Genomic DNA, 26727 nt, shown 5'->3' on the forward strand with positions numbered 1-26727 from the left:
CAGCCAAGCGGTTTCGCCCCGTCAGGCGTGGCTCCGGCCATGGCGGCGGGCGGGGATTGCGGCTATGGACTTGGCATGAATACCACGCAAGCTGCTATCCCCGGCCGATCCGAAGCCCCCCGACGCCTCACCGCGCTTGAGCGCCGCCAGGCATGGGCGCGCCACCGCCGCGAGGCGATCCGCCTTGTCACCGCGCAGGTTGACTGGGTTCCGGTGCTGGTATTCGCGTCGATCCTGATGTCGCCCGAAGCCCGCATCGACCTCGCGGGCTTCCAGCTCTATCCCTATCGCTTGGCGCTGATTGTCTCGATCCCGTTCATGGCCTTGCGGCTGGCGAAGGAGCCTATCCGACTGGCCGTCGCCGACATATTATTTTTCTCGTCAGCGGCGCTAATGTTTATCTCTACGACCTTACATTACCCGCTTGATGTCGCCTTGAAAACGGGTGGAGCAACTACTCTTGATACGACATTGGCATATCTCCTCGGCAGAGTCTTCTTTCGCAATCCGCTGGACGTTCGGCGCTTTCTGTATAGATCTTCTCCACTAGTTGTTTTGGTTGGTCTTATAATTTTTGCAGAGAGTGTTAGTCACCAATATATATTTCGTCCAACTGTGGGGAGGATTACTGGATTTTCCCCGGAAAGCACCATTGAAAGAGTGTATGAACTTCGTTTTGGTCTTCTGCGCGCCATGGGGCCATTTATGCATCCCATCGCTGCTGGAATTTTCTTTGGATCACTTGTTCCGCTTTTCCTCTCGGCTGATCTTCCTAAGCGTCGATGGATTGGTCTCATTGCCTGCTCGGCCGGATTCTTTTCGTGGAGTTCTGCCGGCTTGGCAACCATCATCTTGTGCTTCGGCTTGCTGTTTTACGACTTTGTTCAAAAGAAATACGGTCTGACATGGCTTCCGTTGCTCATGGCGTCGTCTCTGTTTTTGATCGTTGTGGAGGCTTTTTCTGGAGGAGGCGTCATCAAGTTTGTAATTCGCTATGCCTCAATTAATCCACAAACGGGATATTTCCGCTTGGCTATATGGGATTATGGAACGGCGCATCTTATGAGAAGTCCATGGATTGGCATTGGTATTTTGGAATCTTATGATCGTCCTGAATGGATGCATTCGGATAGCGTGGATAATTATTGGCTGTTACTTGGGTTAAGGTTCGGTATCCCGTGCTCTGTTCTAATGGCAGGAGCATTTCTATTTAACATCTGGAAGCTGGCGACTGTGAGAGTCGCTGTCGAACTTGGTTCTCTTCGTGGAAGAAGAATGGCGACAGGGCTTTCAATAGGCCTTGCTGTGATATTTCTTATTCTTTGGACTGTATCTCCTTGGGGTGCTGACATAACTTGGCTTTTAATCTTGCTTGGTATGGCGGGCGGCGTTTCTGATTTGTCATCAAAAGATCGGGGTTTTCGTTTGCATAATCTTCGGAAAGATAATCCTTTAAGAATTATATTTGGAAAATGATGCAATGAGCCTCAACAGAATTTCTTCATTGAGAAATTTCCTAGTATCTCTGAGGAGAAGATTTTTTGTTGCTGTTTTTCGGATGGACATTGATCCGACCGTGCAGATTTCGCTGTCCGCGAAGCTGGACATGACCTTCCCCAAGGGCGTTCATGTGGGAGAATACACTTACCTCGCATTTGAATCGCGCATTCTGACGCATGATCGAACCCGCGGGCTCTATCTTCACACGCGCATTGGCCGGAATTGTTTTATCGGTGGCCGCAGCATGATCCTGCCTGGCGTGACCGTGGGCGACAACTGTGTCGTCGGCGCTGGCAGTGTCGTGACACGTGATGTGCCGCCCAATTCCATTGTCGCTGGCAATCCTGCCAAGGTGATCCGCTCCAACATAGAGGTGGGTCGCTATGGCCGCTTTCTCGATGCGGACGACAGGGAACGGGCCTTGCGCGCGGCTGATCCTGCCGCAGCGGCGCTGCCCGACAAGTTTCTCGGCAAGAACTGAACGGGACCGGCTTCGATCATGCTCGACATCGCCCCCGATCCAACCATCACCAATGGCCAGCCGGGAGAACCGCCGCTGGTCTCCATCATGCTGGTCAACTGGAACACGCGGGAAATGACGCTGGAGTGCCTGCGCTCCGTCTATGCGGAAACCCGCGAGGTGCCTTTCGAGGTCATTCTGGTCGACAATGGCTCGAACGATGGTTCCGCCGATGCGATCCGCGCGGAGTTCCCGCAAGTCGTGCTGATGGCCGAATCCGAGAACCACGGGTTCGCGATTGCCACCAACATATCGGTCGCGCGCGCGCGCGGGCGCTATGTCCTGCTGCTCAACACCGATACGCTCGTGCTCGATGGGGCGATCGACAAGCTGCTTGCCTTTGCCCGCAGGCGTCCCGAAGCGAAGATATGGGGCGGGCGCACCCTGTTCGAGGACCGCACGCTCAATCCCACGTCATGTTGGGGGCGCATCACACCGTGGAGCGTGACTTGCATGGCAACAGGTCTTGCCAAGGCAATCGGCAATGCCGCCATCTTCAATCCTGAAGGCTACGGTGGCTGGGATCGGGGAACCGAACGCAATGTCGATATCGTTCAGGGATCGTTCTTCCTGATCGAGAAGGCATTCTGGGATGAACTGGGCGGGTTCGACCCGGCTTTCTTCATGTATGGCGAAGAGGCGGACCTGTGTGCCCGCGCTCGCGCCAAGGGTGCACGGCCCCGCATGACCCCAGACGCGACGATCGTGCATTATGGCGGTCGCAGCACGAAAGTTTTCGCGAACAAGATCGTTTACGTTCTCGGCAGCCGGATCGGCATGATTGAGCGTTACTTCCCGAAAGGCTGGAAGTGGTATGGCAAGTTTATGACCCTGTTCTGGGCGGGCTGGCGTTCGTTCGTCTATCGCGTCGCGGCGCGTTTCTCGTCGCGCTATCGTGATGCGGCGGAACAGTGGACGAACGCGTGGAACCGCCGCAACGAGTGGCGCAATGGCCCCTTGCGGCGTGCCACCAAGGGGTAGCGCTTTACCGCGTCTTGCGCTTCAGCCGCCGCGCGAACTCTCGTCGCGCTCCCAGTGGATCGGCCTGCGTGACTTGACCATGCGCCGGGCCAGCAGGCGGCCTGCGGTCTTGATCGCCAGATACCACGCAAGGTCGATCATCCCCACGCCATTCTTTCCCAGTGCCGCAAGCAGCGTGCTGCCTGTCGTCGTCCGGGCCGAGTGCTGGGTAGCGTGAGCGGCGTTCAACTGCATGTCGCCCGCCCTGCGCCGCCCCTCGATGCGCACCAGCGATTTCAGATCGCGCGGGGGAAAAACGGTGAAACGCACCGGCGCGCCCGCCTCGTCACGATCAACCCGCAGCCGCTGTTCCGGCGCAAACCGGGTGCGCACGTAAAGGTCATCGGCAATGATGTCCGGAAAGGTGCCGACTTCGGCCAGCCCCTGCGCCGACAGCCCGAAGATGCCCGACCCGACCATGCCAACCTGCACATAGGGTTGCTGCATCCAGACCTTGTAATAGGACCGGACCGGCCCTGAGCATCCCGCAAGATCGACGGCCAGCGCCGGGGCCGCCGCGCGCACGAGGGTGCTGTCATCCAGCCGCGCCGCCACCGCCCGCAGCGCGCGCCCCGTCACGACCACATCGGCATCAACGAAGAAGCGCGGCGCAAGCGTTGCCGCGGCGCTTCCCGCGTTGAGCGCGAGGATCTTCGAACCTTGGGCAATTTCAAGAACCTTGGCCTGCGGTGCCACCCTGCGCGCAATGGCTGCCGTATCGTCGGTGCAGCCATTGCAGGCCACCACGATTTCGCCCGGCCCGGCAGGGTCATCCATGAGCGCGCGCAGGCAGCGTTCGATCACCGCGGCTTCGTTGTGCGCGGGGATCACCACCGAATAGCCTGCCGCCGCCATGCTGAACTCTCCGATCCTGCCATCGCGCCGGAAAAGCGCCGACCGCAAAAGGCTTAGCCCGCGCATCCGGCCCTCGCAACAGGCTTGGTTGCAGCGCAGCATCGGTGTAACGCCTGCCATGCGCTTCGCGTGTCGCGAAAGCCCATATGCAAAGGTTCGCCCCTGTTCATGTTCGAGCGACTGAAGGCACGGTTTACGCGCGGTATCGGTATGGATCTGCTGATCGGCCTCGCGCTCAAGGGCGGAGGGGCCGGGGCGAGCTTTGCGCTCAACCTGCTCATTTCGCGCGCGATGGGCGCCGAAGGCGTGGGCGCCTACCAGATCGCGCTGGCCACGACCACGCTGCTGGCGGTGGCGGCGAACATCGGCCTCGATACGGTGGTGCTGCGCTCGGTGGCGGTCGCCTTGCGGCGCGGTGATGAGGGGGCGGCGCACGCTGCCATCCGCCGTGCCCTGCGTGTGGTGACATTGCTTGGCCTGGCGATTGGCGGCGCAATGCTGCTGCTGGCCTGGCCCATGACCCATCTGCTCATGGAGCGCCCGGAACTTTTCTGGCCGGTTGCGATCATGGCCGCCGCTGTGCCGGTGATCGCGCTTGTGCGAACGATTTCGGCATCGATCCGCGCGACGGGAAGCGTGCTGCTTTCCCAGTCGCTCGACGGCGTATCCTACACCGGCATGACCGTGCTCGTGCTCGGCGGTCTCTGGCTGGGGCTTGGCAGCGTTCCTGCTCTGGCGCCAGAGGTGGTCTATGCCGCAGCCTGCCTTATCGTCATGCTCTTCGGCCTTACCCGTATCCGCAAGCTGACAAGGCACTGGCCGATCGGCGCGCAGACCCTTTCGCTGAAATCGGGACTGCGGATCATGGTGATCTATCTGGCGGCCTTCTTCTGCGACTGGATCGCGGTCGTCACTCTTGGCACCTGGCATGGACCGGCCGAGGCGGGGATCTATCGTGTCGCCATGCAGTTCGGGCTGCTGTTCACGCTGGTGCGCAACTCCTTCGACCAGATGGTCGGCAGCCATATCGCGGCGCGCTTTGCCGATGGCAACTATCGCGGCATGCTGGCGATCGCGCGCAAGACCGGAATGATCGGCGGCGCGCTCTGCCTGCCGCTTCTGGGACTTATCCTGCTCGTGCCCGAATGGCTGCTTGGCCTCTTTGGTCCGGGTTTCGTGCGGGGGTCATCAGCGCTGCTCATTCTGGCGATCGGGCAGTTCATCGCGGTGACGGTCGGCCCGATAGGGACCGTGCTGGACATGGCGCATCGTGAGCATATCGCCATGCGCATCGAGATCGGTGTGACGATCGTGACTATCGGCCTGTTTCTGGTGCTCATCCCGCTTTACGATCTCACCGGCGCGGCCATGGCAATTACGCTTGCGATCATTGGCCGGGCGGTCGCACTGCTGATTGCCAACAAGGCATTCATCCGCACCATGGAGCGGCGTTCCGCCTGAGGGAAGAATGGCCGGCTCGCTGGGGCATTGTCTTGGGATGTCTGACGTGAAGCTCGGTGCCCGTTCGGCGCATGGCAAGATGCGCGCGTTCGGCCGTGCCGGGATGGCAATCCCTATCCGTTATCGCGCTTTGAGCCTCTGAAACAGGAAAGCCCGCGCCGGAGCATATCCGGCGCGGGCTTTCCTTGACCTGGCGCTGATCGATCAGTCCTTCGTGCGATCACCGTATGCGTAATACTGATAGTGATAGTCGTAGGACATACCGGCTTCGGCTGCGCGATACTTGGTCAGCACGACGCCCGCGATGCGCGCACCTGCGCCAAGCAGACGCCGGATCGCGGTCTTGGCCTGGCCAAAGTGGGCGCGGTTCGCCTCGACGATGAAGATCGTGGCATCGGCGATCCGCGACAGCAGCGGCGCATCGGCAAGGCCCATCACCGGCACCGAGTCGAAGATGATGAGCGAATACTGCTCGCGGTAGCGTTCGACGAACTCGACCAGCACCTGCGAGGAAAGCAGTTCGACCGGATTGACCTTCGACGGCGCCACAGGCAGCACGTCGAGGTTGTCGGGCGTGCCCTTGATGAGCGCATCCTCGAAGCGCACGTCGCCCAGCAGAACCTCGACGAAACCGACCTTCGGCTTGGTGGTTTCGAAAAGGGCGAAAAGTGATGGCTTGCGCAAGTCGGCGTCGATCAGAAGCGTCTTGCGGCCAAGCTGGGCATACTTGCGGGCAATGGTCGAAGCGGTAAGCGACTTGCCTTCCGAAGGCTCGCTGCTGGTCACCTGAAGCACGCGATTGTTGCCCGGCACCGCAAAGTCGATCGACGTGCGGATCGAGGAGTAGGCTTCCATGAGAATGCTGAAGGGATCGGTCACTTCGTCGGCCACATCGCGATCCGAGATATCGGGCGTGTAACCAAGCAGAGGCAGGCCGAGCTTGCGTTCAACATCCTCGGTCGTGCGCAGGCGGTCGTCGAAGGCCTCGCGCAGGACCGCAATGGCAAGCGCCAGAGCGCCGCCAAGGAACAGCCCGATCAGCATGTTCTTGGGAAGGTTAGGCGAAACGGGGCCTCCGGGAACCCGCGCCGGATCAAGCTTCGAGCTCGTGCTCTGCTTGAGGTTGGATGCGGCGGAAACCTCGTTGTAACGGGTCAGCATCGATGCAAGCTGCGAGCGCAGGGATGCGGCCTCGCGGTCAAGCATGTTGTATTTCACCCGGCGGTCCTGCTCGTCCAGGGTCTTGCCCGACACCTTGGACAGTTCCTTTTCGAGCGCCTGCTCCTGGCGCTGGGCGATGACGAACTCATCGCGGATCGCATTCTTCACATCGGCCGTGGCGCGATTGATCTGGGCATTCAGCGAAGCGACTTCCGCGTTCAGCTCGCGAATGCGCGGATAGTTCTCGCCATAGCGCTGGCGCAATTGCGACAGTTCGGTCATCGACTTGGACCGGGCGCTGATCATGGCCTGTATGGTGCCGTTCTGCTGAACTTCGGGAAGCTGCGTGGCCGAAAGGTTGGCCACCGCATTCCAGCGCTGTTCTGCGGCAATCCGCTTGGCCCGCGCGTCGGTGTAAGCCTGGTTCACGCTGGCGAGCGTGGCGATGGTCACGGTCTGGGTCGTGGTCGAGGTGCCATCCGCGTTGGCCTCGATCACGGGCGCCTGCGCGACGATGCCGTTGGCCTTGGCATAGGCGTTGGTTGCTTCTTCCGCCTCCTGCACCCGCTGCTGAAGCTTGGTGATTTCGCCCTTGAGGTAGGTCTGCGCGTAGGTGTTGGTCTCAAGGTTCCGCTTGAGGTCATCCTGCACGAAGGCGTCGGTCACGGCATTCGCGATCTCGGCCGCGATCTGCGGATCGGGCGAGGTGAAGCTGATCGTCATGATCCGGGTTTCAAGCGGAATCGTCACTTTGGTGCTGCCGGAAACCTGATCGGCGGCAGCTTCGCGCCTGGCACTCAGCCACTGCTTGTCAGTCATGCCGTCCGGCCGCTTTGTCGCGAATTCGCCAATGAAATCGGCGCGATCGGCGAGCTTGCGGGCATCGACCACCTGATAGGCAATGCGCCGGCTGGTGATGACCGCCGACTGGGTCTGCATGAACCGGTTGATTTCGTTCACCGGGATTTCCGGGGAAAGGTTCTGCCCCTCGACGATGTATGCCGCGAACGGTTCGACCCGCACGGTGGCCGAAGCGGTGTAGAGCGGCCGCGTCAGCAGCGTCACCACAAGCGCGGCGACCAGAGCAAGCCCGATGATCCCCAGCAGCATGTAGCGCTGGCGATAGACCACGCCGCGGATCATCGAGAGGTTGAGCACGTTGCCCATGAAGCCGTTGCCGTCGAGGTCGTCGAGCATGGCCTGATCTGTCGGCATTCGGCTCTGGATGGCGTTCATCATGATGTGGGTCTGAACCTTCTAAGTCTTGCAGCGCGCCGGGATTGTCGGCGCGGTGGCCATCACAGCTGGGCGAAGAGGGCAAATGCCGGCAGGGTCTTGACGATATCCAGCCAGAATTGCGTCAGGCCCGATGTGCCAACCACCACCCGGTCACTCGGAAGCAGCACGGGGTCGAGCATGGTTCCGGCGCGAACGGCGCCGTAATCGAACTTGGCTACCGCCATGCCGCGCTCGGTCTGACGGAAAATCACGACCTCGCTCAGCTTGGCCTCCCGCTTCGGTCCCGCCGCGAGCGAGATTGCGCCGGAAAGGCGGGTTCCCGGCTTGAAGGGATACATCCCCGGCTTGTCCACCGCACCTTCGACCGTGACGATGTGCGAGCCGAACTGCATGACATTCACCGAGACACGCGGATCGACCAGATCGCCCTTGGCAAGCCGTTCGGCAACGGCCTTCTCGACCTGACTGGTCGTCAGGCCTTCAACCCGCATGGCGCCAAGCAGTGGCAGCGAAAGATTTCCATCCGCGCCGACGGGCACGTTCTCCACCGAAAGGTCAGGTTCGCGGAAGACGGTGACGCTGACCACATCCGATGGCCGCAGGCGGTAGGTTCCGGCCTCGTTCGCGCTGTAATCCATCTGTCCCAGCGCCGCTGACGGGGTCGTGTCGACAATGCCAACGCGGGCCACCGGGCCAGTGCTGCACCCGGCCGTCGCCAGAGCCAGTGCTGCAAGGGCGCATGTTCCGGCAATGCCGCGAGCCTGTGGTCTTTTCATGGCGGCTTTCACCTTGAGATTACGAGCCAAACTTAAGTAATGTTCCGCATACCCGCCGCCTTCTTGCAGTGCAACCCTCGGCGGGGTGAAGGGTGGGGCGCGGCGCGTGCCATTCTGGACAGATTCGCCCCGGCATGATACGTTAACCAACTTAGCTATTCCGCTGTTTTGCCAAGGATCGGCGGGGGCATTGCACCTGAATTTCCCTGCCGCGGCCGATTGTTCAATCGCCTTGTCAGGATTGTTGTCGGGACGGGGCGACCATGCCTCTTGCACTGCAACATGATCCGGCCCTGTCAGGACGCGGCAGAGGAGATGCTGTCTGCCATGCTGCACGGACCCAGCCTGCTTGGCACCTTCGCCAGCCTTTTCTATCTGGTTGCTGGCGTGCTGGCATTTCGCACGATGCTTGCCGCCAGAGACGGTCAGGCGACAATCGGACTGCCGCGCTGGCACGCGCGCGTGTGGCTGGCCGCATCCGCACTCTTTTTCCTGTGCGCCGTTTCCCGGCAGTTCGGCCTTGAAGAGGCCCTGCGCGCAAGCCTCCGCGGCGAACTTCAGGTTGGCCAAATCTATGAGACCCGCCGGGATTACCAGTCGGTTTTCGCCAGCGTCATCATCGTTATCGCTGCGGGCGTCTGCACGGCGGGCGGTGTAGCGCTGGTCCGCAGCGGGCTGATGCGGCGAAAGGGGCTGTCGCGCACCACGGTGCTTGCCGGGCTGGCCTGCGGGGCCATGATCCTGCTCATACTCTTGCGGCTGGTTTCGTTGCACATGCTGGACGCGGTGCTTTATCGCGGGCCGCGGCTCAACTGGTTCGCCGATCTTGGGGCGACACTGGCCGTGGCGGTGCTGGCAAGGCACTATCATGTCTCGCTCAGGGCCTTGTCGCGGCGCGGTTCACGCTCGCGGTACTCATAGGTTGCCAGTCCGGATGAAGCGATCCACCGCCGAGGTCAGCCGTTCACGCCGCGCGGCGGTTTCCTCCGCAACGCCCTTCATCTCGGTTGCCAGGCCGCGCAGGATTGCGTCGCGCAGATCGCTCTCCTCGTAAGCCACGACGATGCCCGGCCGCCCATCGAGCTGGCCAACCGTGGCCAGCTGATGATCGTTGCGATGCTCGCCAAATGACGCGCGGCGGGGAAACAGCACCAGCGGCTTGCCGAAGCGCTGCGCGGTCAGCACGGTTCCTATCCCGGCATGGGCCACGATCAGGCTGGTCTGCTTGATCATCCCGTCGAACTCGGACGGCGAAATGCTCTCCAGTGTCCTTATGTTACGCGCCTTGTAGGTGCCTTTGCCCGTCTGGGCGACGACCGGCATGACGAGGTCCGGGGCAAGTTCATCAACCGCCCGGATCAGCCTGTCAAAGCCGAGCTGCATGCCGACTGTCACAAGGATCACAGCAGGTTCCCCGCGTAGCCGGGCCGGTCATTGTCGGCGAGGTGTTCCCACTGGGTCAGGCAGCGTGTGGACATCCACCGCGAGAGCTTGCCGCAAAGCGAAAGCTGCTCCGCATTGGCGATGCTGTCGATCCAGAGCGTGCGCGCACCGGTCAGTCGGCCCATGAGAACGCAAAACAATCCCGGCGCCGCGCCTGTCGAAATCACTACATCGGGGCGCAGCCGGAAGACCAGCCTGGCCGCGGCAAGCAGGCAGCGAAGCGAATTGAGTGGCTGGTCCTGATTGCAGTCGGGCAGGATCGTTGCCTCAGTGATACCGGCCCTGCGCGGCAGATCGGGGTGCGTTGTGGCGAAATGCACCTCGAACTGCTCAAGCGTGGGACGCAGCAGCATCATCTGCTCCCAGTGGCCTCCTGCCGATGCTGCTGCCAGAACTTTCGTCATCGCCAACTCCAGATGTGCGCAACCTGCCGCATCAGTCTTTGCCCCGGATGAACACGCACGGTAAACGGGCGCAAGGGATGCGGGCCAAGCATCCCGCAACCGGAGAACGCCGCTTGATCCACCGACCGCCGAAAGCCGCGCGTGCGGCCTTGTGTGCAGTGGCGATCCTGATTGTGGCCGCCACTTCCGGTGCGCTGGCGCAGGAAGCGCCATGGCCTGTGCGCCTGCACCGGGACATGGCGCGGGTGCTGGCGGCCGAATGGCGTCTGCGTCAGGCGGCAAGCGGCCTTTGCCCCGCGAGCGCGGCCGACATCGGCATTCTGTTTGATGACCGCCGCGCCTATGCCAAGCCCGACTGGCCCCTGCTTCAGAGCACGGTCAATCTCGGAGAGCGCCCCCGCGTGGTGGCGGTCGCGCCGGGCAGTCCTGCCCACACTGCGGGCATCGTGGCGGGCGACGAGGTCGAAAGCATCGACGGTCAGACAGTCGATGCCATTGCGACGCGGCGCAAGGCAGGCGCGCTTGTTGCCGAGGCCCTTCTTGCCGAAATTGCCGAACACGCCGCCGATCAGCCGCTCGTGGTGGGGGTTCGTCGCAACGGGTTGGTCCAGGTCATTCCTGTCCGGCCCGTGCTGCATTGTTCCGCGCGGCTGGTGCTGGTCACGAACCCCGCGGTCGACGCCTACAGCGACAGGCACAACGTGGCCATCACCACGGGCCTTGTCGCCTTCGCGCGCAGCGATGATGAACTCGCGCTCGCGGCCGGGCACGAACTGGCGCATATCATCCATCGCGACCGCAAGGGCGGGGGCATTGCCCTGCGCCGCAGGATGGAGGACGCTGCCGATCTTGTCGGCCTTGGCCTGCTGCATTGTGCCGGGTATCAGGCAGGCACAGGCATCGCCCTGTTCCAGCGGCTGGGCAAGCGTGACTGGCTGGGCTTCCTGCGAGCACCGACGCATCGCTCGTTCGCAAAAAGGGTTGAGCGCCTGCAAGACGCGCAAGCGCGCTTGTCCTGTCCGGTGCAACCTGCGCCTGCCCATGGAACGTGAAGACATGCGTGTCAGAATGCGCGGTCGTGCACCAGCACGCGCGCGGTGTTGCAGATGATCTTGAGATCGCGCCAGATCGTCCAGCCATCCAGATATTCGAGATCCGCCTGCAGACGGTGAGCCAGATCGTTCTCGGTATCGGTTGCGCCGCGGAAACCCCGGACCTGGGCAAGACCGGTCAGGCCGGGCTTGAGCGAATGGCGCAGCCAGTAGCGGTGATCGACTTCCCAGAACAGCTTGTCTCCCGCCAGCGATCCGATGGCATGGGGGCGCGGGCCGACGATCGACATTTCGCCGCGCAGGACATTGAAAAGCTGGGGAAGCTCGTCGATGCTGGTGCGGCGGATGAAGCGTCCGATGCGGGTGATGCGGTCATCGTCCTTGCTGGCTGAGCGGTTGCCCGCCGCATCAAGCTTTTCAACGCGCATCGACCGGAACTTGAAGATCGGGAAGAACCGGTTGCCGCGTCCCGTGCGCTTCTGCACGAAGAGGACAGGGCCGCCGTCTTCCAGCTTGATGAGCAGGGCCACTGCCGCCAGCAGCGGCGCGAGCGCGATGACCGCAGCGCCTGCCAGCGAGAGGTCCAGCATCCGCTTGACCGCGCGTGCCCGCAGGCCCAGCGGGCCGCTGGCCACAACCAGCGCGCCATAATCGCGTTCACGCCGCGCCCCGATCACGCCAAGCGTGCGCACTTCGGGATCGACGATCTCGCCGGAGATATTGGCGCTCTTGAAGACCAGCGCCCAGGCGCCGCGTCGTTCGGGCGGACAGCTTACCAGCACCCGGTCCATGTTGAGCATGTAGAGGCCCAGCCGGTCCATCATGTGCGGATCGCCAAGATCGGGCGCAAGGTGATGTTCGCGCGAATCGATGTGGAAGGCATGAGGCAGGCGAAGCGCCATTCCGCCATCATCGATCACCAAGGTGTTCACGGCCGCTTCGCCGCAGCGCCTGCGGATGAGCGGGCGCGTCAGCGCGCGCAGCCACAGCAGCAGCGCAAGGCTGAAGGCAAGGCCGAGAATGGACGAGACGCGCGAAAAGCTGTCGCTGCTCTTGGTGGCAAAGCCTACGAAAAGCAGCACGGCTTCCGCGCTGAGCAGCGACATCGTGGCGCGCCCGCGCGCGAAGTTCGGCTTGCGCAGCGAGCGCAGGGTATAGACCTGAAGGCTGAGCGCGATCGTCCAGTAGATCGGCACCATCACCTGGCTGTGCAGAAGCGAGCTCTCTTCAAGGAACTCGCCAAGGTAAAGCCAGCTTGCCGCGCCGAACCCGGCAAAGATGGCAAGTCCGTCAAGCAGCAGCATGGCAATGTAAAGCTGAAGGCGCCGCTGTTCGAGCGATGGCGCAAGCGGCAGGGTGATCCGCTTGCGCTCCTGCGTGGCGCGAAGATCACTTGCCGGAATGTGCTTGGTCATCGCCTTGTATTGCCCCCTGCCGCCAGCGATCCCGGCCACGTCAGGCCCGGCTTGCTGGTTTGTGCGTGCTTTCGATGCTGGCCGACCCATTTATTGCACTGCGCAAAAATACTTAGTGCAATCCCAATAGCAACCCCGTTCCTGTCCCATTGTGAGATCGGGCACACCTGATGGCCCGAAAACAGCCACGGCTTATCGCGCGGCAGCGCGCGCGATCTCGGCAAGGCCCTGGGCAAGGGCCAGTTCTCCGTTCCGGCTGTCGGAAATCAGGGTGCGGTGCAGCATGACGAGTCGTTCGCACAGACGCGCCAGCTTTGCCCCGCGCCAGCGCTTGAGCTGGCGCTCCAGATCGGGCTTGTCGCGGAAGAAGATGCTGTTGTCGCTCTGGACGAAAGCACCCACGTCGGTGCGCGAGCCAAGCCTTGCCGCAAGCTGCACAAGCTGGGTGGCGCGGCGTTCGAGCGCGAGGACGAGGCCGACCGGGTTGATATCCTGTTCGCGCATGCGGGACAGTTCTGCCGGAATGCACCGGACCTGCCCGCCCAGCACGGCGTTGACCAGGGGCATCATCCCGTCGTCTTCGCTGACCGCGCAGATCGCATCCAGCGCAGCGGCATCGGCGCTGCGCGGCGAATGCGGGCTGGCATCAAGATAGAGCGCAAGCTTTTCCAGTTCGCTGCGCGCCGTGCGCGTATCCAGCTTGGTCGCGCTGGCGATGCGCTGTGCCTGATCATCGTTAAGGCGCACGCCAAGGGCATCCGCCATGCTGCGCACGGTGCCTGCCACCGAGGCGAGTTCGGGCGCATGAAACATGCCGACGAGCGCATGTGCATGGCCTTCCAGCAACTTGGCGGTGCGCGACTTGTCGGTGGCAGACGTGGCGACGATCAGCACCGGCCAGCCATCGACCGGACTTTCCAGCAGCGCTTCCACCGCATCGAAGCAATCGTCACCGGTGGCGCGCACGTGAATTATCCGCCTGTCGCCGAACAGCGAGACGGAGCGGGCTTCGTCGGCCAGGCGCACGGGATCGCGCTTCAGTTCCGCGCCCGACAGCTCGACCTTTTCAGCATCACCCAGCGCAGCGGCGATGAGCGCGCTGATCCGTGCCGCCGCATCGCTTGCGCCCGATTCGTCGGGGCCGCAGAAATAGAACAGGCGGCATTCGCGCGCGGCGCGCGCGGCGTTGGCGGCAAAGGTCTTCTGGGTGACCTTCATCGCCCGATCACTTGATCTGGCGCAGCCGCACCGAAACGCGGGTGACGATCTGGTCAGCCACTTCCTGCGTGAGGTTTTCAAGCGCGGTCTGTTCGGCCGCGATCACCGCATATTCGCTGTTCACCACGTCAAAGCCCGCATCCGAACCTGCCGTGGCATCAAGCAGCACTTCATCGCTTTTCAGATCGACCAGCTGATAGCGCGCGCGCAGCGTGCGCCGTTCGCGGGTGATGGCGTCGTTGGCAAGCTGGCCAAGCCCCTCCACCTTGTCATCCAGCCTGATGTCCAGCCTGTAGCGCGTGCCCGGATTGCTGGCGCCCGCGCCCAGCCGGTCGGCCAGGGCATTGCGCATCAGCCAGCCCGATTGGCCTTCGATGGGCGATATCGCCACATCCGAAAGGCCGCGTGCCACCGCGCCGTTGCCGCCACCCGCATACATGGGCTGCAAGCCGCAACCCGCCAGCAGCAGCGGCGCCACCAAGAGGACGAGGCGTTCAGGCAACAAGGTTCACCAGACGGTCGGGCACGACAATCACCTTCTTCACTTCTGCCCCTTCAAGCGCACGCTGCACTTTCTCCGAGGCGAGGGCAAGGCGTTCAAGCTCTTCCCTTGGCGTGCCCTTGGCCACGGTCAGGGTATCGCGCAGCTTGCCCCTGACCTGCACCGCCACGGTCACCTCATCATCGACCAGCAGCGCCGGATCGACTTCGGGCCAGACCGCATCGGCAACAAGTTCGGCGGAAAGCCCCGCGCCGAACCGCGCCTTCGCCTCTTCGGCAAGGTGCGGCATCATCGGCGCGACAAGCAGCAGGAGCTTGCGGATGGCTTCCGAACGGCTTGCCGAAGGCGCTGCCTTTTCGATTGCGCCGGTCAGTTCGTAAATACGCGCAACGGCCTTGTTGAAGCCCAGCGCCTCGATGTCCGAGGCCACGGCATGAACGGTCTGATGGGTCTTGCGGTCAAGCGCCTTTTCCTCGCCCGTCGCTGCGGCGTCATACTGCCCGAACAGGCGCCACAGGCGCTGCACGAAGCGCGCGCAGCCTTCGATCCCGGCTTCCGACCATGGCAGATCGCGTTCGGGCGGCGAGTCCGAAAGCATGAACCACCGGATCGCATCGGCGCCATATCGGGCCACGATCTCGTCGGGGTCCACCACGTTCTTCTTGGACTTCGACATCTTGATGACCCGGCCAACCTCGACCGGCAGGCCATCGGCTTTCAGCGTTGCTCCCTCGCTCGTGCGTTCGACCTCGGAGGGCGCGAAGAACACTGGCTGGCCGTTCTCCGGGTTCTTCCGCTCATAGGTCTCGTGCGTGACCATGCCCTGCGTAAACAGGCTGCCGAACGGCTCCTGAACCTCGATCTTGCCGATCCGGGCCAGTGCGCGTGTCCAGAACCGGGCATAGAGCAGATGGAGAATCGCATGTTCGATCCCGCCGATATACTGTTCCACCGGAAGCCAGCGCCTGATCTCTTCGGGATCGAACGGGCGGTCTTCGGGCTGGCTGGCAAAGCGCAGGAAATACCAGGAACTGTCGACGAACGTGTCGAGCGTGTCGGTCTCGCGCCGGGCGGCATGGCCACATTGCGGACAATTCACGTGCTTCCACGTGGGATGCCGGTCGAGCGGGTTTCCGGGAACGTCGAATGTCACATCTTCGGGCAGGGTCACGGGCAGGTGCTTCTTGGGCACCGGCACCACGCCGCAGACCTCGCAGTGGATGAAGGGGATGGGCGTGCCCCAGTAGCGCTGGCGGGAAACGCCCCAGTCGCGCAGTCGCCACACCGTCTTGCCTTCGCCCCAGCCTTCGCTCTCGGCGCGGGCAATCACGGCGGCCTTGGCCTCGGCCACGCTCATGCCGTCAAGGAAGCCTGAGTTGACGAGCACGCCGTCGCCTGCTTCGGCCTCGCCGGCAAAGGGCTTGTCCGCCTGTGCCGCATCTGCGGCGACAACGCGCAGGATCGGCAGGCCATATTTGGTGGCGAAGTCGAAGTCGCGCTGGTCGTGGCCCGGCACGGCCATGATCGCGCCGGTGCCGTATTCCATCAGCACGAAGTTGGCGATGTAAACCGGCAGGTCCGCGCCGGTGAAGGGATGCCTTGCGGTGATCCCGGTATCGAAGCCCAGCTTTTCGGCGGTTTCCAGTTCGGCAGCGGTAGTGCCGCCCTTCCGGCACAGCGCGATGAAATCCTGCGCTTCGGCCGATCCGGACGCCACGGCCTGCGCCACGGGATGATCGGCCGCGACGGCCACGAAGCTTGCGCCGAAAATCGTGTCGGGCCGCGTGGTATAGACGGCAAGGCTCTCGCCATTGGACAGCGCGAACGAGAATTGCAGTCCCTGGCTCTTGCCGATCCAGTTCTCCTGCATCGTGCGGACCTTTTCGGGCCACTTGTCGAGCGTGGAAAGGCCTTCAAGCAATTCGTCGGCAAAATCGGTGATCTTCAGGAACCACTGGTTGAGCTTGCGCTTTTCGACCACGGCGCCCGAACGCCATCCGCGCCCGTCGATCACCTGCTCGTTGGCAAGAACGGTCATGTCGACCGGATCCCAGTTGACGGTCGATTCCTTGCGATAGACAAGGCCCGCCGCGTAGAGATCGAGGAACAGCGCCTGTTCGTGGCCGTAATAGTCCGGCTCGCACGTGGCGATCTCGCGGCTCCAGTCGAGCGCGAAGCCGAGGCGCTTCAATTGCGCCTTCATGTTGGCGATATTGTCGCGCGTCCATCCGCCGGGGTGGACGCCCTTCTCCATGGCGGCATTTTCGGCCGGCATCCCGAAGGCATCCCAGCCCATGGGGTGCAGCACTTCAAAGCCGCGCATCCGCTTGTAGCGGGCCAGCACATCGCCCATCGTATAGTTGCGCACATGGCCGATGTGGATGCGCCCCGATGGATAGGGAAACATCTCCAGCACGTAGCTGCGCGGGCGGGTGCTGGTGTCGTCGGCGCGGAACGACTGGCGTTCGTCCCACACCTGCTGCCAGCGGGCGTCGGCGGTGGCGGGATCGAAGCGTTCGGGCAATGAAGAAGCGGTCATGCGCGCTCCTCTAGGCAGCGCGCATGGCTCACGCAAGATTCGGCTGCGATCAGCCGCTGATCGCAGCGCGGCGCAGATCGCGCGCCTTCGTCAGGATGATGTCTTCCAGTTTCTGCACGGTTGCCGCCTGCACCGGCGCATCGACCCACTGCCCGCCCTGCGAGACCTGGCGGCTCGCCGCCACGCGCAAGGCATCCGCGCGCAGATCCTGATCGAGGATCGAGACCGTAACCTTCACCCGTTCGCCGGGATTCTTCGGGTTGGCATACCAGTCGGTCACGATCACACCGCCATTGCTGTCGGTCTGGAGAAGGGGCATGAACGAGAGCGCATCGAGGCTGGCACGCCAGAGATAGGCGTTGACGCCGATCGTCGTGACGCGGCTTGCGGCGAGATCCGCCTTCGGCCGGTCCTTCTTGCCGCAGCCGGTTGCCAGAACGGCAAGCGCGCCGATCATGATGCCGCGCACGACCATGCTCCCGGCGGCCGGCAGACGGGAATGGCGCAGACTGTCGGGGCGCTGGACGTTGGCGATCTTAGTCACTGCGAAATGGTCCTTGTCCTTCGCTTTTCAGCGTTCTTCAGCCGGTGCCGCCCCGTCCGGTTCCACGCGGTCCGGGAGGGCGGTCCGGAAAAGAGTTGCGGCGACATTGCGCAATGATTGCGCACCCTTGCCGACACAGTTCTTGCTTGCGCCTCTATCACCCCCGCCCGCCTCGCGGCAAGCGGCTTGAACGCGGGGATTGATCGCCGGCACACGATGGCAATTGCGGGAGTGAACCATGCCTGAATGCACGTTTGCCCAAGATTCACCTGGCTGCGGGGCGCGGACCAGCCGCGCCGTGTTGTGGAGAATCCGCCACAGTTGCCTGACAAGAATCGCGTGGCCGAAAAAGGGTTTGTCTTTGGGCTGGCAAGGGAACTGCAATCAGAGTAGCAATTGCTATGAGATATTGCCGAGTCTCCGGACTGGAGAGTGTTCATCTCCGGTTAGGCTGAAGCGGTTTAGGTGAAAAAGGGACGTTTTGACGGTTCGCACATTCGCAGCCGGAAAAATGAGGGTTCGGAAAGAAGATGATCGGGGCGGGTATCAGGACTTGGGCGGCAGGGACCTTGCGTCGCCGCCTGCGCTCGTCGCTCGCACTGTCGCTTGCCGTCGGCACCGGTCTGTTTCTTGCACCCACGGTCACATCTGCCTTTTCCAGCGGTTTCGATGACGGGCCTGTCAGCCTTGCGGCTCGTGGCGGCATCGGCTCGTTCACTCCGGCATCGGTTGATGAGCGGCTTGCCGCCCAGATCACCGTCCGCGCGCTGAAAACCGGCAAAGTGTTCCGTTTCACCCCGGCAGGAAGCGACACTCGGCCCAACCGCTCGATCACCGTGGCGGTCCGGCTTGATTCGCTCAGCGCCCGTGCCTTCTCGGTGCGCAGCGCGCTCAGCGAGGCGTCAAGTGAGCCCGGCGCATCGCCCGTGCGGATCGCGCCGGTGGCCTTCAATCTCGGCATGGCGCGCGGCTATGCCAGCTTTGCTGCGCCCGAAGCGCCTGCCCCGCTGGGTGAGCTTCAGCGGATCGATATGCCCGATCTGTCCAAGTTCAAGGCCGGCGCCCCGGCCGGGCGTCCGAGCCGCTTCGTTCCCCGGATCGAGGCGGAAGGGCGCGATCAGGCTGGCCGTGCACCGCGCACGCTCGAAGGACAGGGCGACTATCAGGTTGATCTGAGCGGCAGCTACAGGCTGACCCGCAACCTCAACGTGACCGCCGGTGTCCGCTATTCACCTGAGCGTGACCGGTTGCTGCCGCTTACCGATGGCCGTCAGGACAATCAGGCGGTCTATGTGGGCACGCAGTTCCGTTTCTGATTATTTCCCCGGTTAAATTAATCTTGATGCCGTGCAGCAATTCGATGTTGCATGCGCTGCGTTTACGTGTCCGGTAACTTGTCGCATCTTCGTCATGCTCCTAGCCTAGGGCCGAGAGGGACTTAGGGAGATTGCGAATGTCTCGTGTTGCTGTGGTTACTGGAGGAACGCGCGGAATTGGCCAGGCAATCTGCCTTGCGCTGAAGGCGCAGGGACGGACGGTTGTTGCCAACTACGCCGGAAACGTCGAAAAGGCACAAGCCTTTACCGCAGAAACCGGGATCCCGGCCTATCGCTGGGACGTGGGCGATCATGAGGCCACGCTTGAAGGCTGCGCGCGCATTGCCGCCGAAGTCGGGCCAATCGACATTGTCGTCAACAATGCCGGGATCACCCGCGATGGCGTGCTCCACAAGATGAGCTTCGACGACTGGAACGAAGTGATGCGCATCAACCTTGGCGGCTGCTTCAACATGGCCAAGGCCACCTTCCCCGGAATGCGCGAACGCGGCTGGGGACGCATCGTCAATATCGGTTCGATCAACGGGCAGGCGGGCCAGTATGGTCAGGTCAACTATGCGGCTGCCAAATCGGGCATCCACGGCTTCACCAAGGCTCTGGCGCAGGAAGGCGCCAAGTATGGCGTGACGGTCAACGCCATCGCGCCCGGCTATATCGATACCGACATGGTCGCGGCCGTTCCGGCGCCGGTGCTGGAAAAGATCGTCGCCAAGATTCCTGTCGGCAGGCTTGGCCATGCCGATGAGATCGCACGCGGCGTGGCGTTTCTCACGGCAGATGAAGGCGGCTTTATCACCGGATCGACCATGTCGCTCAACGGCGGCCAGCACATGTATTGATCCGGGTGCATGCCTTGATCGGGATAACTGGCGGACGCCATGCGGTGTCCGCCATGCGCGCATGACGATTCCTTATCATCCGCCGGTCAAGCGTTCGGTCGAGATCGCCGGGCACAAGACCTCAATCAGTCTGGAACCCCTGTTCTGGGACATGCTGCGCGGTGCCGCCGAAGGGCTGGGCGTGCCAGTCAACGCGCTGGTGGCAAGGATCGATGCCGAACGCATTGCCAGCCCCACCCCGCCGGGCCTTGCGGGTGCAATCCGCCTGTGGCTGGTCGCCGATTTGCTTGAGACGGGCTTGCGCGATCATGGTTCGGGGCAAGCCCATCCCGGCGCCCAGGACCGGCCCATTCAGGACGGCTGAGGCACCGGTGGGGCCGCATCGGAAGGCTGCGGCCTGGCGGGCAGTTCGCGCTCGTCCAGCATTTCGGCCGCAGCATCAAGCGCGGCGGCCTCGTCCCTGGTGACGCCGCCGGGCTTTTCCTCCGTGCCCGAACCGCAGGCGGAAACGGCGACCACCAGCCCTGCGCAAAGCGCAGGCAGCAGGATCCGGCGTCTGGCTTCAGGCGTGCAGGTCATGTCAGGCATCATCGTCATCCGCGAAGGCAGCATCCGGCCCTGTGCCGACAGAGGCATTGCCATCGCAACGCCTCCGGTCGGCGGTGAAGCAAGGGGATTATTCGGCCGGTGCGTCACCTTCGCCCGCAGCGGCCTGCGCGGCTGCGGCAACGGCAGCGGCATTGTTTGCGGCATCGCGCGCAGCATTGGCTTCGGCATCCGCCGCGGCGGATGCATCAGGGGCAGGAAGCGGTGCTGCTGCCGCCGAAGGTTCCATCACCGGCAGTTCGTCGGCAGGCATTTCCACGGTATCTTCGACCGCCGCTTCCGAGGCATCGTCCGACTTGCCGCAGGCCGACAGGCCAAGCGCCACGGCGGCGGCGAAGGCAAGGCTGGCATAGTTCTTCATCGTGTTCCCTCTCTGTGGGCTGCAGTTGACCGGCGCTGTCCGCAAGGGCAACGCGCTTGACACACCTGCGTTCCTACCGGCGCGCGTGATCGAAGGCAAACCTGTCGTGACTGCCGCAAGCCGGATCGGAAGCCGGGGTCGGAGGTTTGATCTTCAATATAACAATCTCTTTATATCAATTGACAGACATAAAGGTTTCTTTATATGCCTCTCCGCATGGCCATCCACGATGCCATCCGCGCGCTTGACGATCCGACGCGCCTGCGCATCCTGCGCCTCCTCGCCAGCATGGAACTGGCGGTGGGCGAAGTGGCGCAAGTGCTGGGCCAGAGCCAGCCGCGCGTATCACGCCACATCAAGATCCTGTGCGATTCGGGTTTGGCGGAGCGGCGCAAGGAAGGCGCCTGGGTGTTCCTGCGCAGTTCGATCGGTGAAGCATCGGCCGATCCGCTGGCGGCCGCAATTGCCCGGCTGCTCAGCGTTGCTGAACGCGAAGACGCCGCCTTCGGCAGGCGCTGCGCCGAAGACCGCCAGCATCTTGATGCAATTCGTGCCGCGCGCGAAAGCCATGCACTGGAATGGTTTTCCCGTCATGCCGATGAGTGGGACGAACTGCGCTCGCTGCATATTGCAGATGGCCCGGTCGAAGCCGCGCTCACCGAAATGCTGCTGGCCCTTGCGGGTAGCGCGGGGCTTGGCCGTATTCTTGATGTGGGCACCGGGACGGGCCGCATTGCCGAACTTCTGGCGCCATACGCCGCGCATGTGGTTGCGTTCGACAAGAGCCCCGACATGTTGCGCATTGCCCGTGCCCGCTTGCAGCACCTGCCGGCCGACTCCATCGAACTGGTGCAGGGTGACTTTGCGCAGCTGCCGTTTCCGGCGCGCAGTTTCGATACGGTCCTGTTCCATCAGGTGCTGCATTATGCGCAGGCACCCGAAGCGGTGCTGGCAGGCGCCGCGCGCGTCGCCGCTCCCGGCGGGCGCATCGCCATCGTCGATTTCGCCGCGCATGACCGCGAGGATCTGCGCCAGACCCATGCTCATGCCCGCCTCGGTTTCTCCGATGCGCAGATCGAAGTCATGCTGCGCGATGCCGGCTTCGTGCCCCACGAAACCCGCGCGCTCGCCGGCCACGAACTCGTCGTCAAGCTGTGGACCGGGGTGCGGCGCGAGGACAGCATCACCCAACTGGAACCACGGCAAAGCCTGAAAGCCTGAACACGATGAATGCCAGCTACGACCAACTGCGCGAGGCGCGCACTGCGCTCGATACGCCGCTTTTTGCCGGGCTGCCGGGCGACATCAACGTGTCGTTCGAGTTCTTCCCGCCCAAGACCGATGCGCTCATGGCGCAATTGTGGGATGTGGTCGAAACCCTCGCTCCCTTGCAGCCGCGCTTCGTTTCCGTGACCTATGGCGCGGGCGGTTCCACGCGCGACCGCACCCATGGCACCGTGGCGCGCATCATCCGCGAGGCAAAGCTTCCGGCAGCCGCGCACCTTACCTGCGTGGACGCAAGCAAGGCCGAAATCCGCGAAGTGGCCGAAAGCTACTGGGAAGCGGGTGTGCGGCACATCGTGGCCCTGCGCGGCGATATGGGTGCGCCGGGCGTTCCTTTCACGCCGCACCCTGAAGGCTATGCCAACGCGGCCGAACTGGTTGCGGGCCTCAAGGAGATCGCGCCCTTCGAGATCTCTGTCGCGGCCTATCCTGAAGTGCACCCGGATTCGCCCAGCGCGCAGGCCGACATCGACAATCTGAAACGCAAGCTCGATGCAGGCGCCACGCGCGCTATCAGCCAGTTCTTCTTCGAACCCGAAACATTCTTCCGCTACCGCGACAAGCTGGCAGCCGCAGGCATCGACGCGCCCGTGCTGCCCGGCATCCTGCCCGTTTCCAACGTGGCGCAGACGCGCAAGTTTGCGGCCGCCTGCGGGGCGGCAATCCCTGCATGGATGGATGGCCTGTTCGAAGGACTGGACACCCACCCTGCCTCGCGCCAGCTCGTGGCGGCAACGATCGCTGCCGAGTTCTGCCGCCGTCTCTATGCCGGCGGCGTGCGCGATTTCCACTTCTACACCCTCAACCGCGCCGAACTGTCCTATGCGATCTGCCACCTCCTCGGCCTTCGCCCAAAGGCTCCCGCGCTGGAGAAAGCTGCGTGACTCTCGTCCCTTCCACTGCCCGCGCCGCCTTCCTTGAACAGGCCGCGCAACGCATCCTCATTACCGATGGCGCCTTCGGGACCGAGATCCAGAACTTCAGGCTGTCCGAAGCCGACTATGCCGGAAGCCTCGGCCTTGCGAAGGACCAGAAGGGCAACAACGACATCCTTGCGCTGACCAAGCCGGAAGTGCCGGAATCGATTCACCGCGCCTATTTCGAGGCCGGGGCCGACATTGCCGAAACCAACACCTTCAGCGCCAACCGCATCAGCCAGGCCGATTACGCCGCCGAACACCTCGTGCGCGAGATCAACGTGGAAAGCGCCAGGCTCGCCCGCCGCGTGGCAGATGAGTTCACGGCTAAGGATGGCCGCCCCCGCTTTGTCGCCGGAGCCATCGGCCCGACGAACAAGACGCTTTCGCTCAGCCCTGATGTCAATGACCCCGGCTTTCGCGAGATCGACTGGGACCACCTCGTCGATGTCTATGCAGAGCAGGTCCGCGCGCTTGTTGAAGGTGGCGCGGACTTCATCCTGATCGAGACGGTGTTCGACACGCTGAATGCCAAGGCAGGTGTCATGTCGGTTCGCCAGGTCGAAAGGGAACTCAGCCGGGAAATCCCGATCATGATGTCGATGACGCTGACCGACCTTTCGGGCCGGAACCTTTCGGGCCACACGGTCGAGGCGTTCTGGTATGCCATCCGCCATGCCAGGCCGCTCACGGTCGGCCTCAACTGCTCGTTCGGCGCCACCCAGCTTCGCCCGCACGTGAAGACGCTTTCCGAAAGCGCCGATACGCTCATCATGGTCTATCCCAATGCGGGCCTGCCCAACGAACTGGGCGAATATGACGAACTGCCGCAGACCACCGCGGCCCTCGTCAGGGAATGGGCCGATCACGGCCAGGTCAACGTGCTGGGCGGCTGCTGCGGCTCCACGCCTGCGCACATTGCCGCGATGGCCGAGGCGGTGAAGGCGCTGCCCCCGCGCAAGATGCCCGTTCCGCAAACCGTCACGCGCCTCGCCGGCCTTGAACCTTTTGTAATGGCTGCCTGATTTCCATGACCGAACCATTTACCGGCTCGCGCTTCGTCAATGTGGGCGAGCGCACCAATGTCACCGGCTCTGCCGCATTCAAGAAGCTGATCCTCGCGGGCGACTACGCCAAGGCGGTCGAAGTCGCGCGCCAGCAGGTCGAGAACGGCGCGCAGGTTATCGACGTCAACATGGACGAAGGCCTGCTCGACGCGGTCGAGGCAATGACCACGTTCCTCAAGCTGATTGCCGCCGAACCCGACATCGCGCGCGTGCCGGTGATGATCGACAGCTCCAAGTGGGAAGTGATCGAGGCGGGCCTGAAATGCGTTTCGGGCAAGCCCATCGTCAATTCGATCTCGATGAAGGAAGGCGAGGAGGCGTTCCTCGATCATGCGCGCAAGTGCATGGACTATGGCGCGGCCGTGGTCGTCATGGCCTTTGACGAGAAGGGGCAGGCTGACACAAAGGATCGCAAGGTCGAGATCTGCGAGCGTGCCTACAGGCTGCTGACCGGCATCGGTTTCCCTCCCGAAGACATCATCTTCGATCCCAACATCTTCGCGGTTGCCACCGGCATCGAAGAGCATGACCGCTACGGGCTGGACTTCATCGAGGCCACGCGCGAGATCAAGGCACGCTGCCCGCACGTCCACATATCGGGCGGCCTTTCGAACCTCTCGTTCTCGTTCCGCGGCAACGAGACGGTGCGCCGCGCGATGCATTCGGTGTTCCTCTACCACGCCATCCCGGCGGGCATGGACATGGCCATCGTCAATGCGGGCCAGCTCGACATCTATGACCAGATCGACCCCGTTCTGCGCGAAGCCTGCGAGGACGTGGTGCTCAACCGCACGCCTGCCGCAGGCGATGGCAGGACCGCGACCGAACGGCTGATCGAACTTGCCGAAAGCTACAAGGGCAAGGACAAGGCGGCCGAGAAGGAAGCCGAGGAATGGCGCGGCTGGGACGTTGTGCGCCGCCTTGAACATGCGCTGGTCAAAGGCATCGATGCCTTCATCGTCGAGGATACCGAGGAAGCCCGCGCAGCCATTGCCGCGCGCGGCGGGCGCCCGATCGAGGTGATCGAAGGCCCGCTGATGGAAGGGATGAACACGGTCGGCGATCTGTTCGGATCGGGCAAGATGTTCCTGCCGCAGGTGGTGAAATCTGCCCGCGTGATGAAGAAGGCCGTCGCCCACCTCATCCCCTACATCGAGGCGGAGAAGGAAGAAGGCGCCAAGGCGAAGGGCCGGATCATCATGGCCACCGTCAAGGGCGACGTTCACGACATCGGCAAGAACATCGTGGGCGTCGTGCTCCAGTGCAACGGCTATGAGGTGATCGACCTTGGCGTGATGGTGCCCTGGGCCACGATCCTCGATACCGCCCGCAAGGAAGGCGCGGACATGATCGGGCTGTCGGGCCTCATCACCCCGTCGCTTGACGAGATGGTGACGGTGGCCGAGGAAATGCAGCGCGCAGGCATGAGCATCCCGCTTCTGATCGGCGGGGCGACGACCAGCAAGGTCCACACCGCGCTGCGCATCGATCCCGCCTATGACGGTCCGGTCGTTCACGTGCTTGACGCCAGCCGCGCGGTGGGCGTTGCCTCGCAGCTTCTCTCCGACACGCAGGCCGACCCTTTCATCAAGGCGACGGCGGCGGAATACCAGCACGTGCGCGATGCCCGTGCGGGAAAGGGCGCATCGAAGCTTCTCAGCCTCGAAGATGCGCGCCTCAACGCCTATGCGCCGGACTTTTCGGAAAAGGCCCCACCGCCCGAACAGCCCGGCCGCCATGTCTTCGATGACTGGGATCTCGATGATCTGGTCGAATGCTTCGACTGGACGCCGTTCTTCCGCTCGTGGGAACTGGCGGGCACATACCCTGCCATTCTCGATGACCCGATCGTGGGCGAATCCGCGCGCAATCTCTACAAGGATGCGCGCGCGATGCTCGACCGGATCATCGGCGAAAAGTGGCTGACGGCGCGCGGCGTCGCCCAGTTCTGGCCCTGCGCCCGGCACGGCGATGACGTGATTCTCCACCCGAATGACGATGAGCTTTCGGTGCGCCTGCCGTTCCTGCGCCAGCAGTTCATAAAGAGCCGTGGCCGTGCCAATTTCTGCCTTGCCGATTTCATCGATCCGGCGGGTGACTGGATCGGCGGCTTTGCCGTGGGCATCCACGGCATCGAGCCGCATCTGGCCCGGTTCAAGGCCGACAATGACGACTATTCCGACATTCTTCTGAAAGCACTGGCTGATCGCTTCGCCGAAGCCTTTGCCGAGCGCCTGCACCAGCATGTGCGCACCACTTTGTGGGCCTATGCGCCGGGCGAGCAGCTTACCAACGAAGCGCTGATCCGCGAACAGTATCGCGGCATCCGCCCCGCGCCGGGCTATCCCGCCTGCCCGGACCACACCCTGAAGCCGATCCTGTTCGATCTGCTCGAAGCGCCGGAAACGGCGGGCATCACGCTGACGGAATCGCAGGCCATGCTGCCCACCTCTGCCGTTTCGGGCTTCTACTTCGCCCATCCGGAAAGCCAGTATTTCGGCGTGGCCACGATCGGGCGCGATCAGCTTGAGGACTATGCCGCAAGGCGCGGCATGGATGTGCCCACGATGGAGCGCTGGCTGCGACCCAACCTCGATTGACGGGGCGATGCCTTGGCATCGCCACTGTGAACCATTTTGGCGATTGACCTTGCGCTGCCATGCGGCA

The 26727-nt window shown here is 63.1% G+C and carries 25 protein-coding genes; 13 read left to right on the forward strand and 12 right to left on the reverse strand.

Annotated elements, in window-relative coordinates; translation table 11 throughout:
- The first annotated feature begins 75 nt into the window (after window positions 1-75).
- The 3 genes from DKM43_RS16365 to DKM43_RS09635 are packed head-to-tail and all read left to right on the forward strand — an operon-like array spanning window position 76 to window position 3001.
- Window positions 76-1476 carry an O-antigen ligase family protein gene (locus DKM43_RS16365; protein ID WP_145960497.1) on the forward strand — a complete coding sequence of 467 codons (1401 nt, stop codon included), beginning with the start codon at window positions 76-78 and terminating at the stop codon, window positions 1474-1476.
- 4 nt (window positions 1477-1480) lie between these two features.
- Complete coding sequence (locus DKM43_RS16780; RefSeq protein ID WP_109798279.1) at window positions 1481-1981, forward strand: acyltransferase; 501 nt, start codon at window positions 1481-1483, stop codon at window positions 1979-1981.
- A gap of 18 nt (window positions 1982-1999) precedes the next feature.
- The gene (locus tag DKM43_RS09635; protein ID WP_109798280.1) at window positions 2000-3001 is read left to right on the forward strand and encodes a glycosyltransferase family 2 protein; all 1002 of its coding nucleotides are present in this window, start codon (window positions 2000-2002) and stop codon (window positions 2999-3001) included.
- Window positions 3002-3022: 21 nt separating this feature from the next.
- Here DKM43_RS09635 and DKM43_RS09640 read toward each other — a convergent pair whose 3' ends face one another.
- On the reverse strand, window positions 3023-4015 hold the full coding sequence (locus tag DKM43_RS09640; RefSeq protein WP_109798281.1) for a glycosyltransferase: 993 nt from the start codon (window positions 4013-4015) through the stop codon (window positions 3023-3025).
- 48 nt (window positions 4016-4063) lie between these two features.
- Between DKM43_RS09640 and DKM43_RS09645 the strand changes: the two genes are divergently transcribed.
- A complete protein-coding gene (locus tag DKM43_RS09645; RefSeq protein WP_109798282.1) occupies window positions 4064-5356 on the forward strand; it encodes a lipopolysaccharide biosynthesis protein in 1293 nt (430 codons plus the stop codon).
- Window positions 5357-5560: 204 nt separating this feature from the next.
- Here DKM43_RS09645 and DKM43_RS09650 read toward each other — a convergent pair whose 3' ends face one another.
- Both DKM43_RS09650 and DKM43_RS09655 read right to left on the reverse strand, forming a co-directional pair.
- On the reverse strand, window positions 5561-7756 hold the full coding sequence (locus tag DKM43_RS09650; RefSeq protein WP_109798283.1) for a GumC family protein: 2196 nt from the start codon (window positions 7754-7756) through the stop codon (window positions 5561-5563).
- Window positions 7757-7815: 59 nt separating this feature from the next.
- On the reverse strand, window positions 7816-8532 hold the full coding sequence (locus DKM43_RS09655; RefSeq protein ID WP_109798284.1) for a polysaccharide biosynthesis/export family protein: 717 nt from the start codon (window positions 8530-8532) through the stop codon (window positions 7816-7818).
- 282 nt (window positions 8533-8814) lie between these two features.
- Between DKM43_RS09655 and DKM43_RS09660 the strand changes: the two genes are divergently transcribed.
- Complete coding sequence (locus DKM43_RS09660; RefSeq protein ID WP_109798285.1) at window positions 8815-9453, forward strand: hypothetical protein; 639 nt, start codon at window positions 8815-8817, stop codon at window positions 9451-9453.
- Here the strand turns inward: DKM43_RS09660 and DKM43_RS09665 are convergent.
- On the reverse strand, window positions 9448-9936 hold the full coding sequence (locus DKM43_RS09665) for a glycosyltransferase (protein WP_109798286.1): 489 nt from the start codon (window positions 9934-9936) through the stop codon (window positions 9448-9450). The two genes, DKM43_RS09660 and DKM43_RS09665, sit on opposite strands and share 6 nt — an antisense overlap.
- Complete coding sequence (locus DKM43_RS09670; protein ID WP_109798287.1) at window positions 9933-10379, reverse strand: glycosyltransferase family protein; 447 nt, start codon at window positions 10377-10379, stop codon at window positions 9933-9935. The genes DKM43_RS09665 and DKM43_RS09670 overlap by 4 nt, the downstream gene beginning before the upstream one ends.
- Window positions 10380-10492: 113 nt before the next feature.
- Here DKM43_RS09670 and DKM43_RS09675 point away from each other — a divergent pair, with 113 nt between their 5' ends.
- Complete coding sequence (locus tag DKM43_RS09675) at window positions 10493-11431, forward strand: M48 family metalloprotease (RefSeq protein ID WP_161554067.1); 939 nt, start codon at window positions 10493-10495, stop codon at window positions 11429-11431.
- Between the two features lie 11 nt (window positions 11432-11442).
- Here the strand turns inward: DKM43_RS09675 and DKM43_RS16675 are convergent, their stop codons facing one another.
- The 5 genes from DKM43_RS16675 to DKM43_RS09700 form a co-directional block, all read right to left on the reverse strand.
- A complete protein-coding gene (locus DKM43_RS16675) occupies window positions 11443-12846 on the reverse strand; it encodes a sugar transferase (RefSeq protein WP_109798465.1) in 1404 nt (467 codons plus the stop codon).
- A 192-nt stretch (window positions 12847-13038) separates the two neighbouring features.
- Window positions 13039-14064: a DNA polymerase III subunit delta gene (gene holA, locus DKM43_RS09685; RefSeq protein ID WP_109798289.1), complete on the reverse strand. Its 1026-nt coding sequence runs from the start codon at window positions 14062-14064 to the stop codon at window positions 13039-13041.
- Between the two features lie 7 nt (window positions 14065-14071).
- Entirely contained in the window at window positions 14072-14503 is a 432-nt protein-coding gene (lptE, locus tag DKM43_RS09690; RefSeq protein WP_161554075.1) for an LPS assembly lipoprotein LptE, read from the reverse strand.
- 55 nt (window positions 14504-14558) lie between these two features.
- A complete protein-coding gene (gene leuS / locus DKM43_RS09695; RefSeq protein WP_236632490.1) occupies window positions 14559-17105 on the reverse strand; it encodes a leucine--tRNA ligase in 2547 nt (848 codons plus the stop codon).
- A gap of 49 nt (window positions 17106-17154) precedes the next feature.
- Window positions 17155-17562: a DUF3576 domain-containing protein gene (locus DKM43_RS09700; protein ID WP_407938493.1), complete on the reverse strand. Its 408-nt coding sequence runs from the start codon at window positions 17560-17562 to the stop codon at window positions 17155-17157.
- A 656-nt stretch (window positions 17563-18218) separates the two neighbouring features.
- On the opposite strand from DKM43_RS09700, the gene DKM43_RS09705 reads away from it, so the two are divergent.
- The 3 genes from DKM43_RS09705 to DKM43_RS09715 all read left to right on the forward strand — a co-directional run bounded on the left by DKM43_RS09705 (window position 18219) and on the right by DKM43_RS09715 (window position 20189).
- The gene (locus DKM43_RS09705) at window positions 18219-18965 is read left to right on the forward strand and encodes a hypothetical protein (protein WP_109798467.1); all 747 of its coding nucleotides are present in this window, start codon (window positions 18219-18221) and stop codon (window positions 18963-18965) included.
- A gap of 137 nt (window positions 18966-19102) precedes the next feature.
- A complete protein-coding gene (gene phbB, locus DKM43_RS09710) occupies window positions 19103-19825 on the forward strand; it encodes an acetoacetyl-CoA reductase (RefSeq protein ID WP_109798292.1) in 723 nt (240 codons plus the stop codon).
- 61 nt (window positions 19826-19886) lie between these two features.
- Window positions 19887-20189 (forward strand): ribbon-helix-helix domain-containing protein, encoded by a 303-nt coding sequence (locus tag DKM43_RS09715; protein ID WP_109798293.1) that lies wholly within the window; start codon window positions 19887-19889, stop codon window positions 20187-20189.
- Here DKM43_RS09715 and DKM43_RS09720 read toward each other — a convergent pair.
- Both DKM43_RS09720 and DKM43_RS09725 read right to left on the reverse strand, forming a co-directional pair.
- A complete protein-coding gene (locus tag DKM43_RS09720) occupies window positions 20177-20467 on the reverse strand; it encodes a hypothetical protein (protein WP_236632491.1) in 291 nt (96 codons plus the stop codon). The two genes, DKM43_RS09715 and DKM43_RS09720, sit on opposite strands and share 13 nt — an antisense overlap.
- A 34-nt stretch (window positions 20468-20501) precedes the next feature.
- Window positions 20502-20792 carry a hypothetical protein gene (locus DKM43_RS09725; protein ID WP_109798294.1) on the reverse strand — a complete coding sequence of 97 codons (291 nt, stop codon included), beginning with the start codon at window positions 20790-20792 and terminating at the stop codon, window positions 20502-20504.
- 216 nt (window positions 20793-21008) lie between these two features.
- On the opposite strand from DKM43_RS09725, the gene DKM43_RS09730 reads away from it, so the two are divergent.
- The 4 genes from DKM43_RS09730 to metH are packed head-to-tail and all read left to right on the forward strand — an operon-like array spanning window position 21009 to window position 26660.
- Window positions 21009-22013: an ArsR/SmtB family transcription factor gene (locus DKM43_RS09730; protein ID WP_236632492.1), complete on the forward strand. Its 1005-nt coding sequence runs from the start codon at window positions 21009-21011 to the stop codon at window positions 22011-22013.
- Window positions 22014-22018: 5 nt separating this feature from the next.
- Complete coding sequence (metF, locus tag DKM43_RS09735) at window positions 22019-22960, forward strand: methylenetetrahydrofolate reductase [NAD(P)H] (protein ID WP_109798296.1); 942 nt, start codon at window positions 22019-22021, stop codon at window positions 22958-22960.
- Complete coding sequence (locus tag DKM43_RS09740) at window positions 22957-24018, forward strand: homocysteine S-methyltransferase family protein (RefSeq protein ID WP_109798297.1); 1062 nt, start codon at window positions 22957-22959, stop codon at window positions 24016-24018. Before metF ends, DKM43_RS09740 begins: the two co-directional genes overlap by 4 nt.
- Window positions 24019-24023: 5 nt before the next feature.
- A complete protein-coding gene (gene metH, locus DKM43_RS09745; RefSeq protein ID WP_109798298.1) occupies window positions 24024-26660 on the forward strand; it encodes a methionine synthase in 2637 nt (878 codons plus the stop codon).
- Window positions 26661-26727 lie beyond the last annotated feature (67 nt).

It is taken from the genome of Novosphingobium meiothermophilum (assembly GCF_003171715.1).
GTDB classification, from domain to species: Bacteria; Pseudomonadota; Alphaproteobacteria; order Sphingomonadales; family Sphingomonadaceae; genus Novosphingobium; species Novosphingobium meiothermophilum.

Bases quoted from the DNA above. Each gene is read 5' to 3' on its own strand.
- DKM43_RS16365 (WP_145960497.1), top strand. From the start codon at position 76: ATGAATACCACGCAAGCTGCTATCCCCGGCCGATCCGAAGCCCCCCGA.
- DKM43_RS16780 (WP_109798279.1), top strand. From the start codon at position 1,481: ATGAGCCTCAACAGAATTTCTTCATTGAGAAATTTCCTAGTATCTCTG.
- DKM43_RS09635 (WP_109798280.1), top strand. From the start codon at position 2,000: ATGCTCGACATCGCCCCCGATCCAACCATCACCAATGGCCAGCCGGGA.
- DKM43_RS09640 (WP_109798281.1), bottom strand. From the start codon at position 4,015: ATGGCAGGCGTTACACCGATGCTGCGCTGCAACCAAGCCTGTTGCGAG.
- DKM43_RS09645 (WP_109798282.1), top strand. From the start codon at position 4,064: ATGTTCGAGCGACTGAAGGCACGGTTTACGCGCGGTATCGGTATGGAT.
- DKM43_RS09650 (WP_109798283.1), bottom strand. From the start codon at position 7,756: ATGATGAACGCCATCCAGAGCCGAATGCCGACAGATCAGGCCATGCTC.
- DKM43_RS09655 (WP_109798284.1), bottom strand. From the start codon at position 8,532: ATGAAAAGACCACAGGCTCGCGGCATTGCCGGAACATGCGCCCTTGCA.
- DKM43_RS09660 (WP_109798285.1), top strand. From the start codon at position 8,815: ATGATCCGGCCCTGTCAGGACGCGGCAGAGGAGATGCTGTCTGCCATG.
- DKM43_RS09670 (WP_109798287.1), bottom strand. From the start codon at position 10,379: ATGACGAAAGTTCTGGCAGCAGCATCGGCAGGAGGCCACTGGGAGCAG.
- DKM43_RS16675 (WP_109798465.1), bottom strand. From the start codon at position 12,846: ATGACCAAGCACATTCCGGCAAGTGATCTTCGCGCCACGCAGGAGCGC.
- holA (WP_109798289.1), bottom strand. From the start codon at position 14,064: ATGAAGGTCACCCAGAAGACCTTTGCCGCCAACGCCGCGCGCGCCGCG.
- lptE (WP_161554075.1), bottom strand. From the start codon at position 14,503: ATGTATGCGGGTGGCGGCAACGGCGCGGTGGCACGCGGCCTTTCGGAT.
- leuS (WP_236632490.1), bottom strand. From the start codon at position 17,105: ATGACCGCTTCTTCATTGCCCGAACGCTTCGATCCCGCCACCGCCGAC.
- DKM43_RS09700 (WP_407938493.1), bottom strand. From the start codon at position 17,562: ATGATCGGCGCGCTTGCCGTTCTGGCAACCGGCTGCGGCAAGAAGGAC.
- phbB (WP_109798292.1), top strand. From the start codon at position 19,103: ATGTCTCGTGTTGCTGTGGTTACTGGAGGAACGCGCGGAATTGGCCAG.
- DKM43_RS09715 (WP_109798293.1), top strand. From the start codon at position 19,887: ATGACGATTCCTTATCATCCGCCGGTCAAGCGTTCGGTCGAGATCGCC.
- DKM43_RS09720 (WP_236632491.1), bottom strand. From the start codon at position 20,467: ATGGCAATGCCTCTGTCGGCACAGGGCCGGATGCTGCCTTCGCGGATG.
- DKM43_RS09725 (WP_109798294.1), bottom strand. From the start codon at position 20,792: ATGAAGAACTATGCCAGCCTTGCCTTCGCCGCCGCCGTGGCGCTTGGC.
- DKM43_RS09730 (WP_236632492.1), top strand. From the start codon at position 21,009: ATGGCCATCCACGATGCCATCCGCGCGCTTGACGATCCGACGCGCCTG.
- metF (WP_109798296.1), top strand. From the start codon at position 22,019: ATGAATGCCAGCTACGACCAACTGCGCGAGGCGCGCACTGCGCTCGAT.
- metH (WP_109798298.1), top strand. From the start codon at position 24,024: ATGACCGAACCATTTACCGGCTCGCGCTTCGTCAATGTGGGCGAGCGC.